This is a genomic window from Actinomadura sp. 1N219 (assembly GCF_044326405.1).
Lineage (GTDB): Bacteria > Actinomycetota > Actinomycetes > Streptosporangiales > Streptosporangiaceae > Spirillospora.
In genome coordinates this window covers 245038-256367 of sequence record NZ_JBIRAY010000007.1, presented here as the reverse complement: position 1 = coordinate 256367, position 11330 = coordinate 245038, and the positions used below count along the sequence as shown (strand labels likewise).

Here is an 11330-nt window from a genome sequence, read left to right as displayed (position 1 = left end):
TCTCCCTTGCTAGTGCCGGCCGGCGGAGGTGGGGCGGGGAGCGGCGTCCGCGCGCCGGACGACTCCCCGCGCGGCCAGGAGGTCGATCTCCTTCTCCGGGCACCCGGCCCAGTCCCGCAGGACCTGATCGGTGTCGGCGCCGAGCAGCGGGCCCGGGGCGCGGACCGCGCCCGGCGTCCGGCTCAGCTTGGGGACGACGTTCGGCATCGGGATCTCCAGGCCGGTGCCCGGATCGGCGAGCCGCACGATCATGTCCCGGGCGGCGTAGTGCGCGTCGGCGAGCATGTCCGCAGGGGTGTAGATGCGTCCGCGGGGGACGGTGTGCTCGTCCAGCAGGCGCTCGGCCTCCTCCAGCGGCAGCCCGGCGACCCAGTCGCCGATCAGGGCGTCCAGCTCGGCCATGTTCTCCCCGCGCGCCTGGTGCGTCGCGAACCGGGGGTCGGCGGCCAGGTCCGGGGCGTCCATCGCCGCGCAGAGACGGGCGAACAGCGCGTCCCCGTTGGCGGCGATCAGCAGCTCGCCGCCGTCGCCCGCCCGGTAGACGTTGGACGGCGCGACCCCCGGCAGCGTGCTGCCGGTGCGCGTACGGGTGGAACCGGCGAGCTCGTGCTCGGCCAGGCTCGACTCCATCAGCGCGAACACGGCCTCGTACAGCGCGACGTCGATCTCCTGGCCGCGCCCGCTGCGGTGGCGCTCCTGCAGCGCGGCGAGCACCCCCATCACGGCGAACATCCCGGCCAGCGCGTCGCCGAGGCTCACGCCCACGCGCGTCGGCGGACGGTCGGGATGGCCGGTGAGGGCGCGGATGCCGCCCATCGCCTCGCCGACGCTGCCGAACCCCCGGTCGTGCGCCCGCGGCCCGCTCTGCCCGAAGCCGGAGACGTGCGCCATGATCAGCTTCGGGTTCGCGGCGGAGAGCGCGGCGTAGTCCAGGCCCCAGCCCGCCAGCCGGCCGGGGGCGAAGTTCTCGACCACGACGTCGGCCTTGCTCGCCAGCCGCCGCACCAGGTCCCGGCCGCGCGGATCGCGCAGGTCGACGGCCACGGACCGCTTGTTGCGGGCGAGCTGCGCCCACCACAGGGACTGGCCGTCGCGCATGAGGCCCCAGCGGCGCATGGCGTCGCCGTCGCAGGGCTCGATCTTGACGACCTCGGCGCCGTAGTCGCCGAGGAGCTGGCCGGCGAACGGACCGGCGATGAAGCTCCCGAGTTCGAGCACCCGGACGCCGTCGAGGGGGGCCCGGCTCACGGGGCGTCCCAGGGCCGGACGGTGCAGCGGTGGGTCACGGAGATCGGTCCTTTCCAGCAAACTGAAACTGAATCTAGTCTCAGTCTGGTTCATCGCGCAACGCCGCGGACGACGCCGCCGGTCTTGATTTTTCTGAATCTGAAATTAGTCTTGGTGTCGGCTCCAGGCAACCACGGCGCCGGCGTCCGATCCGACGCCGCCGCCCCAGAAGGGAATCCGCATGCCCGTCCAGTCCGCCGACGCTACCTCCCCGCTGCCCTGGAACTGGCCGGAGCGGCTGCCCGCCGCGATCGAGGTCCGGGAGGTCGGCCCCAGGGACGGGCTGCAGAACATCGACGCCACGCTGACCGCCGCGGACAAGGTCCGGCTGATCCGCGCCGTCGCGGCGGCGGGCGTGCGGCGGATCGAGGCGGCGTCGTTCGTCAGCCCGCGCGCCGTCCCGCAGATGGCGGACGCCGAAGAGGTGGTCCGCGCGGTCCGCGACCTCCCGGACGTGTCCATCGAGGCGCTGGTGCCCAACGGCCGCGGCGCCGAGCGGGCCATCGCCACCGGGGCCGTCGACCGCCTGGTGTTCGTCGTCGCGGCGAGCAGCACGTTCAACGAGCGCAACGTGCGGATGACCACGGAGCGGTCGGCGCGCGAACTGCACCGCGTCGCGGGGCTCGCCGGAGAGGCCGGGACGCCGCTGAGCGTCGTCGTCGCCACCGCGTTCGGCTGCCCCTACGCGGGCGACGTCCCCGAAGAGACCGTGCTCTCCCTGGTGAGCCTGGCGGTGCGGGAGGGCGCCGACGAGGTCTCCCTCGCCGACACGACCGGCATGGCCACGCCCGCGTCGATCGCGGCCCTGGTGCCCGTCGCAGGTTCCGCCGCCGGCGGCCGTCCCGTGGGGCTCCACCTGCACGACACCCGCGCGCTCGGCATGGCCAACGCGCTGACCGCGCTGACGCTCGGCGTCACGCTGTTCGACGCCTCGGTCGCCGGCATGGGCGGCTGCCCGTTCGCGCCGCCGTCCGCCCGCGGCAACATCAGCACCGAGGACTTCGTCCATCTGGCCCACGAGCTCGGCGTCGCGACCGGGCTGGACCTGTCCCGGCTGGTCACCGCCGCCCGGCTCGCGGAGGAGATCACCGGACGCGAGCTGCCGGGCCAGATCATGCGCGCGGGACCCAGGCTGAACGCCGCGACCAGGGCCTGACCTGGAACGATCTTCAGAATCAGCGCTCGGGCTCGCGGTGGTAGACGGCGCGGTACCAGAGCAGGCTGAGCGTCTCGATGGCGGCCTCGTCGTCGGGGGCGTCCACGTCGGTGTCGCCGCCCGACACCATCCAGACCCAGCAGAACGCCTCCAGCACCGAGACGATCGCCGAGGCGAGGAGCCCGGGCGCGGCGCCGACGCGGTACCCCGACCGCTCCGCGTTTCTGATCCCGGCCCGCACCACGCGGATGCCGATGGCGCGGTGCTCGCGCCACCGCTGCGCGAACGCCTCGTCCGTCATGGACATCTGGAACACGCCGACCATCTCCGCGAGGTACTTGCGGTAGGTGGTCCAGTACGCCCGGACGGCGGCGCGGATGCCCTCCATCGGGTCGTCGCCCTGGGCCTCGAACGAGGTCTCCAGGACCTCGACGGAGAACTGCTCCAGCAGCGCCTGGAGCAGCTCCTCCTTGTTCTCGTAGTAGTTGTAGAACGAGCCGGGGGACTTGCCCGCCTCCCGCGCGATGTCGGAGATCTTGGCGTTGAAGTAGCCCTGCTCCGCGAAGACCTTCCGCGCCGCGTCCAGGAACGCCGCCTCGGTCCGCCGTCCCTTCGGCGTGGGTGGCCTCGCAGGCATCCGGCAACCCCTTCTGATGACCGCGGACCGCTCCCGCGCACCCGGTGACGTGGTGGCCCGAGTCTAGAGGATCGGCCCCCGGCGGGCGGGTGAACGGCGTTGACTAAAACTGAATTTAGCATCAGTATTATTGCCAGCACGCGGCGTTCCCCCGCCGCACGACCGAACGGCCGATCGAAGGGACGCACCCATGGCGATGATGACCGGGGAGGAGTACCTCGCCTCACTCGACGACGGCAGGCGGATCGTCGCCGAGGGCGAGGACATCAAGGACCTGACCACCCACCCGCAGTTCGCGACCGCGCTGAAGCTGGTGGGCGAGGGGTACGACCGGCATCACCGCCCCGGGGACGACGCCAGCGGCCCGTACTTCAAGATCCCGCGCAGCCCGGCTGAGTTGAAGGACATCCTGGAACTGCTGCTGGGCTGGGACATGGTCACCGTGACCACGTCCCAGGGGCTGCTCGCGCTGCTCACCGCCGCGGCGCGGATCCGTCCGGCGAACCAGGAGTACGCGCAGCGGATCGAGGACTACTTCGCGCACTGCCGGGACAACGACCTGCGCTGCGTGCAGGCGATCACCGACGCCAAGGGCGACCGCAAGCGCCCCCCGAGCGCGCAGGACGACCCCGACGTCTACACCCGCATCGTCGAGCGGCGCCCGGACGGCATCGTCGTCCGCGGCGCCAAGCTCCACATCTCGTCGGCGGCGGTGAGCCACGAACTGGTGGTGATGCCGACCAAGAACATGAAGCCGGGCGAGGAGGACTGGGCGGTCGCGTGCGCCATCCCGGTGAACGCGCCGGGCGTGACGATCGTCAACACCAGCTACGCGCCGCGCGAGCGGCAGGCCGACTTCCCGGTCAGCTCCCGGCACAACATGCCGGAGGGCTTCGTCATCCTGGACGACGTCTTCGTCCCCAACGAGCGCGTGTTCCTCGCGGGCGAGATCGAGCACTCCGCGACGTTCGCGCACTCCCTCGGGCTGTGGGAGCGGCTCGGCGGGACCGCGCACCTGGCCGAGTACGGCGACACCCTGGTGGGGCTGGCGCAGCTCATCGCCGAGGCCAACGGCACCGAACGCGTCTCGCACATCCGCGAGAAGATCGCCGAGATGGTCATCTACGCCACGCTGGTGCGCGGCTCCCTGGAGGCGGCCATCGCCAACGCCGAGGCCAGCCCGGAGGGCTGGTACTTCCCCAGCGAGCTGTACACCAACGCCGCCAAGCACTACGGCGCCGCCGAGTTCAGCACGATGATCCGCCACCTGCACGACATCGGCGGCGGGGCGATCGTCACCGCGCCGTCCGTCAGCGACCTGGAGCACGCGGAGGTCGGCCCGTTCATCCGCAAGTACATGCGGACGAAGGACGGCATCGACGGCGAGTACCGCACCCGGCTGTTCCACGCGATCCGTGACTTCACCGCCGACGCCTACGGCGGCTGGCAGCTCGTCACCATGCTGCAGTCCGGCGGCGGGCTCTACGCGCAGCGCCTCGTGGCCCGCAAGCACTACCCGATGGACGACGCGAAGGCCCTGGCGCTCAAGCTCGCCGGGCTCGCGGAGGACTGATCCGGTGCCGAGCGACAACGACTCCCTCAGTTTGGACGCCTTCCGCGAGGAGGCCGAGCAGTTCCTGCGGTCGATCGCCGCCGAGTTCATCGACGCCGGAACCGCCGGGTTCGCCTCGGGCCGCCGCGCGTCCGACCGGATCGCCGCCGTGGAGGAGCTGGGCGAGGGGCACGAACTCCAGGTCAAGCAGGCCAGGGAGCTTCAGGCGCGGCTGTTCGACGCCGGGCTGGCCTGGCCGAGCGGCCCCGCCGACTGCGGCGGCCGCGGGCTGACCCGCGAGCATGACCAGATCGTCGACCGGCTGCTGTCCGACATGGGGTTCCCGTCCCGGGAGATGCTGTTCGTCGGGCTGCACATCGTCGCGCCCGCGATCAACGCGCACGGCACGGACGAGCTGCGGCGGCGGATGCTGACCGCGCTCTACCGCGCCGACATCATCGGCTGCCAGCTGTTCTCCGAGCCGGGCGCCGGCTCGGACCTCGCGGGCGTCGCGACCCGGGCCGTCCGGGACGGCGACGACTGGATCCTCACCGGCCAGAAGGTGTGGACGTCGATGGGCCACCTCGCGGACGTGGGCGAGGCGCTCGTCCGCACCGACCCGTCGGCGCCCAAGCACGGCGGGCTGACGGTGTTCATGGTGGACATGCGCGCTCCCGGCGTCACCGTCCGCCCGATCAGGCAGATGACCGGCGGGTCCGCGTTCAACGAGGTGTTCCTGGACGGCGTGCGCGTCCCCGACTCCCACCGCGTCGGCGACGTCGGCGACGGCTGGCGGGTCGCCGGGACCAGCCTCGGCAGCGAGCGCGAGACCATGATCGGGGGCGACGGCCCGGTCAGCCCGTACGTGCTGGAGCGGCTGGCGGCGCTGGTCGAGCGGCTCGGCGCGGCGGACGATCCCGTCCACCGGCCGCGGATCGCCCGGACCGTCGCCGCGGTCACCGCGATGCGCGCCGCCGCCGCGCTCCCGGACGGCTCCTGGGGGCACCGGACGGCGTCGGTGTCCGGGTCCGTCCTGAAGATGCTCATGACCCGGGCCGTGGACGAGATCGCGGCGCTGGCGGGCGAGGTCCTCGGCGAGCGCGCCTTCGCCGACGGCGGCGAGCCGGACGCCTACGCCTGGTCGGAGTTCGTCCTCGGGGCCCCGGCCATGCACATCGCGGGCGGCACCGACGAGATCCAGCTCAACATCATCGCCCAGCGCGGGCTCGGCCTGCCCCGGCCGCCCAAGCCGCTCAGCTAAGGACTGCACGAGTCAACTAAGGACTGCACGATGGAATCCTTCATCCAACTGCGCAAGGGAACCACGCCACGGCAGGTCCACCGCGACCTGGACGGGCTGAAGGAAGACGAGATGGGCAGGTCCGGGTTCACGGGCCGCACCACCTTCTTCTATCGCCGCAACGACCCGTCCAAGTACCGGGTCGAGGGCGATCTGCGGCCCCTGGACGTCCAGACCGGCACGCTCGAACCGACCGACCTGCACGACGCCGCCGGTGAGCCGCTGCCGCTGCTCGGCAACGACGACTGCCGCATCCTGCTCAGCCGCCGCGGGCAGACCGCGCCGTTCTTCGAGCGCAACGTCGACGGCGACGAGCTCTACTTCGTCCATCGCGGCGCTGGGCATTTCGAGACCGAGTTCGGGCGGCTGCCGTACCGTCCGGGCGACTACGTCTACCTGCCGAAGGCGACGACGTACCGGCAGGTCCCGGACGGCGAGTCGCACCTGCTCATCGTGGAGGCGCGGGAGGAGTTCCGGGTGCCCGAGGCGGGCGCGATCGGCCGGTACTTCCCCTACGACCCCGCGCTGATCACGGTCCCCGAGCCGGAGGTGTTCGAGGAGCCCCGGCAGGACGAGTACGAGATCCGCCTCCGCCACCTCGGCGGCCGGACGTCGCTGTTCACCCCCCACCACCCGCTGGACGCGGAGGGCTGGCGGGGCGACAACGTCGCCTTCACGTTCAACATCGAGGACTACGACGCGATCACGTCGGAGAGCGTCCACCTGCCGCCGACGGTGCACCTGTTCATGCAGGCCACCGGCGTGTACGTGATGAACTTCCTGCCCCGTCCGGCCGAAATGGTCCCGGGCGTGGAGCGGCTTCCCTGGTACCACCGCAACGTCGACTACGACGAGGTCGCGTTCTACCACGGCGGGAACGTGTTCGGCGTGGACATGCCCGAGGGGCTGCTCTCCGTCGTCCCGCAGGGCATCCACCACGGGATTCCGGAACGGGCGCGGGAGCGGTCGCGGCGGAGGTTCGACGTCGACCAGCGCGTGGAGTGGAAGGTCATCGCGATCGACACGCGGCGAAGGCTCACCCCGAGCCAGGCCCTGCTGGACGCGGCCCTCGGGGAGACCCCATGACCACCGACCGGTATGAATACGACCGCGTTCCCTACCTGGTGATCTTCAAGGACGACTCCGCGTACCGCGACACCTACGGCGGCGTGGTCGAGGACGTCGTGCTGGAGAGCTACCTGCTGAAGCCGCGCGGCGTCCCGTCCGACACGGTGATCGTCTTCATGCACCCGATCGGCGGGGGCGCCTACCTGCCGATGTCGAACGCGCTGCCCCGAGCCGGGCACCATGTCATCTACTGCAACAGCCGGTACCGCGGCGTGGACAGCGCGCTGATCATGGAGAAGGTCGTCCAGGACCTGGGGGCCTGCGTCCGGGACGCCCGCGAGCGGCTCGGCTACCGCAACGTGATCCTGGGCGGCTGGAGCGGGGGCGGCTCGCTGTCGCTGTACTACCAGCAGCAGGCGCAGTCGCCGACCGTCACCGCCACCCCCGCCGGTGAGGCGCCCGACCTGACCAAGCTCGGCCTGCAGCCCGCGGACGGCCTCATGCTGCTCGCCGCGCACATCAGCAGGCACGGCACGCTCACCGAATGGATGGACGCCTCCATCCTGGACGAGCACGACCCCGAGAAGCGCGACCCCGAACTCGACCTCTACAACCCGGAGAACCCGAACCAGCCGCCGTACACCGAGGAGTTCCTGACCCGGTACCGGCAGGCGCAGATCGACCGCAACCGGCGGATCACGGCCCGGGTCAAGGCGACGCTGGCGGAGCTGCGCAGCAGCGGGCGGCCCCTGGAGGAGCGGGGGTTCGTCACCCACGGCACGATGGCCGACCCGCGCTGGCTGGACCCCGCCGTCGACCCCAACGACCGGCGTCCCGGCTGGTGCTACCTGGGCGACCCCAAGGTCGTGAACATGGGGCCGGTGGGGCTGGCGCGCTTCTCCACGCTGCGGAGCTGGCTGTCGCAGTGGAGCTACGACGACGCGAACGGCGACGGCCTCCGCTGCGCCGCCGACCTGGAGGTCCCGACGCTCGTCATCGGGAACTCCGCCGACGACGCCTGCACCCCGAGCCACACGCGGCGGCTCTACGAGGCGGTCGGGCACAAGGACAGGACGCTGCACACCGTCGAGGGCGCCAACCACTACTACTCGGGCCGGAGCCAGCGCCCGCGGCTGGCGGAGGCCGTCGACACGATCAGCGCGTGGCTGGCCGAGCGCGGCTGGGCGGGCGCGAAGTGAGCGAGGAACTGCTGAGCCCGGAGGAGGTTCGGTCCGCGCTGCGCGCGTACTTCGCCGACGCCTCCGTGCTGGACGAGGCGCGGGCGCTGCGCGACGACCCCGGCGCCTTCGGCCGGGACGGTTTCGACCGCGTCCGCTGGCGCGCGCTCGCGGGCGAGGTCGGCCTGGTCGCGATGGCCGGTCCGGAGGCGGCGGGCGGTCTGGGGCTCGGGCTCGTCCATCTGACGGCGGCGCTCGAAGAGGCGGGCGCGTGCCTCTACCCGGGGCCGGTGCGGGCGTCCGTCCTCGCCGCCTGGACGCTCGGCCTCCCGGGCGCTCCGGACGGCGTCGAAGATCTGCTGGACGGCGCCAAGATCGTCGGCATGCCGCAGTCGTTCGGCGACCGGCGGCCGGGGTTGGCGCTGTCCGGCGACGGCCGCGTCTCCGGCACGGTGCGCGGCGTCACGCACGGCCCGTCGGCGGACGTGCTGCTCGCTCCGGCCGACTCGCCTCAAGGGCCCGTCCCCGTGCTGGTCCGGCTGGACGGGTCGCCGGGCGGCGAGATCGTCAGGCGGCCCGTCCAGGCCACTGACCTGACCGCCAGCCTGGCCGACCTCGACTTGCAGGCGGTCCCGGCGACGGTCGTGGCGGCGCCCGGCGACACCGGCGCGCATGCCCGAACGCTCGACGCCGCCCGGCTGCTGCTGGCTGCCGAGCAGGTCGGCGGCGCGCAGGGCTGCCTGGCCCAGATGGTCGACTACGCGAAGATCCGCACGCAGTTCGGCCAAATCATCGGCGGTTACCAGGCGATCCAGCACCGCTGCGCGCGGGTCGCGATCGCGGTCGCCGGGGCACGGGCGCTGGTGCTCGCCGCGGCCAAGGCGATCGACACCGCTGACGAGGCGGCGGACCGTGCGGCCGCGCATCAGCTCGTCCTGCTGGCGAAGGCGGAGGCGTCCGAGGCGTTCGACGACGCGGCCGACGCGCTCATCCAGGTGCACGGCGGCATCGGGTTCACCTGGGAGCACGACGCCCACCTGTACTTCCGGCGGGCGCGGGCGGCGTCGGCGCTGGACGGTCCGCCGTCCCGGCTGCGGGACGACGCCGTCACCGCCGGATGCCTGTCGCTGCTCACCCGCGCCCCTGTCAGCTGATCTCCGTTCCCCGACGATTCTGAAAGGACATGCCGTGCCGACTCCCGTCATCGTGGAGGCCGTCCGTACCCCCGCGGGCAAGAGGGGCGGGTCGCTGTCAGGGTGGCATCCCGCCGAACTGGCCGCCGAGACGCTCAAGGCCCTCGCCGAGCGCGCCGGGATCCCCCCGTCCGCCGTCAACGACGTGATCATGGGCTGCGTGACCCAGGTGGGCCCGCAGAGCACCAACATCGCGCGGAACGCCGTCCTGGCGGCGGGCTGGCCCGCCGGAGTCCCGGGGACGACCGTGGACCGCCAGTGCGGCTCGTCGCAGCAGGCGGTGCACTTCGCGGCGCAGGCCGTGGCGTCCGGCTTCATGGACGTGGTCGTCGCCGCGGGCGTCGAGTGCATGAGCACCGTGCCGATGTTCTCCAACGCCCCCGGCGGCGACATCAGGGCCGTGTACGGGGACGAGGTCCAGGCCCGGTACGCCGACCGCGTCTCCTACGGGACGTCCGGGCTCGTCCCGCAGGGGATCTCCGCCGAGCTGGTCGTGGACCGCTGGAAGCTGACCCGCGAGGAACTCGACGCCTACGGCCTGCGCAGCCAGGAGCGGGCGGCGGCGGCCACCGCCGAGGGGCGGTTCCGCCGCGAGATCGTCCCGGTGGCGCGGAAGGTCCGCGACCGGGAGACCGGCGAGGTCGCCAAGCCCGGCGGGCTGCTCGCCGAGGACGAGTGCATCCGCGCCACCTCCGCGGAGGCGCTGAGCGGGCTCAAGCCGGCGTTCGTCCCCGAGGGGCGGGTGACCGCCGGGAACTCCTCGCAGATCGTGGACGGCGCCGCCGCCGTCCTCGTCATGAGCGACACCGCCGCCGAGCGCCTCGGCCTGACGCCGCGCGCGGCGATCAGGGGCATGTCCGTGGTGGGCGACGACCCGGTCGAGATGCTCACCGCGCCCATCCCCGCCACCCGCGACGTGCTCGCCAAGACCGGCCTGAGCGTGGACGACATCGACCTGTTCGAGGTCAACGAGGCGTTCGCGCCGGTCGTCCTCGCCTGGCAGCGCGAACTCGGCGCCGACCTGGACAGGCTCAACGTCAACGGCGGCGGCATCTCGCTGGGGCACCCGCTCGGCGCGTCCGGCGCCAAGCTGATGACGACCCTGCTGCACGAGCTGGAGCGCACCGGCGGCCGGTACGGGCTGCAGACCATGTGCGAGGGCGGCGGCATGGCCAACGCGACGATCATCGAGCGCCTCTCATGAGCGGGGCGAGCGAGCTGTTCTCCTTGGACGGGCGGGTGGCGATCGTCACCGGCGCGTCCAGCGGCATCGGGCGGCACATGTGCGGCGTCCTGGCCGGGGCGGGCGCGACCGTCGTCGCCGCGGCACGCCGGGAGTCCCGGCTGCGGGAGCTGGCCGAGACCGACGACCGGATCATCGCGCAGGCGTGCGACGTCACGGTCACCGACGACTGCGCCCGCGTCGTGGAGCGGGCGGTGGAGCTCGGCGGGCCGCACGTGCTGGTCAACGCGGCGGGCTTCGGCGACCCGGTGCCCGCGTTCGACCTGACGGCCAAGGAGTTCCGGCGGACGCTCGACGTGGACCTCACCGCCACCTTCGAGATGAGCGTTCACGCCGCGCAGGCCATGCGGGGACGCGGCGGCTCCATCGTCAACATCGCCTCGATCTTCGGGCTGGGCGCGTCGTGGCCGGTCACGCAGGCGGCCTACTGCGCCGCCAAGGGCGGGGTCGTCAACCTCACCCGGCAGCTCGGCGCGGAGTGGGCGGACGAGGGCGTCCGCGTCAACGCCATCGCGCCCGGCTGGTTCCCCAGCGAGCTGACCGAGGAGATGTTCGCCGACGAGAAGGCCATGGGGTGGCTCCGGCGGAACACGCCCATGCGCCGTCCCGGCCGGTTGGACGAGCTCGACGGGGCGCTGCTGCTCCTGGCCGGTGACGCGGGCGGCTTCATCACGGGCCAGACCATCGCCGTGGACGGCGGCTGGACCGCCCGATGA

The 11330-nt window shown here is 72.6% G+C and carries 10 protein-coding genes; 8 read left to right on the top strand and 2 right to left on the bottom strand.

Translation table 11 applies throughout. The annotated features are described in order from the left end of the window. Positions 1–9: 9 nt before the first annotated feature. The gene (locus ACH35V_RS23020; RefSeq protein ID WP_395975020.1) at positions 10–1248 is read right to left on the bottom strand and encodes a CaiB/BaiF CoA transferase family protein; all 1239 of its coding nucleotides are present in this window, start codon (positions 1246–1248) and stop codon (positions 10–12) included. A 220-nt stretch (positions 1249–1468) separates the two neighbouring features. On the opposite strand from ACH35V_RS23020, the gene ACH35V_RS23015 reads away from it, so the two are divergent. Then, positions 1469–2443 carry a hydroxymethylglutaryl-CoA lyase gene (locus ACH35V_RS23015; RefSeq protein WP_395975019.1) on the top strand — a complete coding sequence of 325 codons (975 nt, stop codon included), beginning with the start codon at positions 1469–1471 and terminating at the stop codon, positions 2441–2443. A 19-nt stretch (positions 2444–2462) separates the two neighbouring features. Here the strand turns inward: ACH35V_RS23015 and ACH35V_RS23010 are convergent, their stop codons facing one another. Beyond that, the gene (locus ACH35V_RS23010; RefSeq protein WP_395975018.1) at positions 2463–3080 is read right to left on the bottom strand and encodes a TetR/AcrR family transcriptional regulator; all 618 of its coding nucleotides are present in this window, start codon (positions 3078–3080) and stop codon (positions 2463–2465) included. Between the two features lie 190 nt (positions 3081–3270). Between ACH35V_RS23010 and ACH35V_RS23005 the strand changes: the two genes are divergently transcribed. Genes ACH35V_RS23005 through ACH35V_RS22975 form a run of 7 tightly spaced genes read left to right on the top strand, consistent with a single transcriptional unit; the run spans position 3271 to position 11330 of the window. Then, positions 3271–4653: a 4-hydroxyphenylacetate 3-hydroxylase N-terminal domain-containing protein gene (locus ACH35V_RS23005; protein WP_395975017.1), complete on the top strand. Its 1383-nt coding sequence runs from the start codon at positions 3271–3273 to the stop codon at positions 4651–4653. 4 nt (positions 4654–4657) lie between these two features. Then, positions 4658–5893 (top strand): acyl-CoA dehydrogenase family protein, encoded by a 1236-nt coding sequence (locus ACH35V_RS23000; RefSeq protein ID WP_395975016.1) that lies wholly within the window; start codon positions 4658–4660, stop codon positions 5891–5893. Positions 5894–5923: 30 nt separating this feature from the next. After that, positions 5924–7018 carry a homogentisate 1,2-dioxygenase gene (locus tag ACH35V_RS22995; RefSeq protein ID WP_395975015.1) on the top strand — a complete coding sequence of 365 codons (1095 nt, stop codon included), beginning with the start codon at positions 5924–5926 and terminating at the stop codon, positions 7016–7018. Then, the gene (locus ACH35V_RS22990; protein WP_395975014.1) at positions 7015–8199 is read left to right on the top strand and encodes an alpha/beta fold hydrolase; all 1185 of its coding nucleotides are present in this window, start codon (positions 7015–7017) and stop codon (positions 8197–8199) included. The genes ACH35V_RS22995 and ACH35V_RS22990 overlap by 4 nt, the downstream gene beginning before the upstream one ends. Further along, entirely contained in the window at positions 8163–9332 is a 1170-nt protein-coding gene (locus ACH35V_RS22985) for an acyl-CoA dehydrogenase family protein (RefSeq protein WP_395975013.1), read from the top strand. Before ACH35V_RS22990 ends, ACH35V_RS22985 begins: the two co-directional genes overlap by 37 nt. Positions 9333–9366: 34 nt before the next feature. Continuing rightward, complete coding sequence (locus ACH35V_RS22980; protein WP_395975012.1) at positions 9367–10575, top strand: thiolase family protein; 1209 nt, start codon at positions 9367–9369, stop codon at positions 10573–10575. Continuing rightward, positions 10572–11330, top strand: coding sequence for an SDR family NAD(P)-dependent oxidoreductase (locus ACH35V_RS22975; RefSeq protein ID WP_395975011.1), 759 nt, complete (start codon positions 10572–10574; stop codon positions 11328–11330). The genes ACH35V_RS22980 and ACH35V_RS22975 overlap by 4 nt, the downstream gene beginning before the upstream one ends.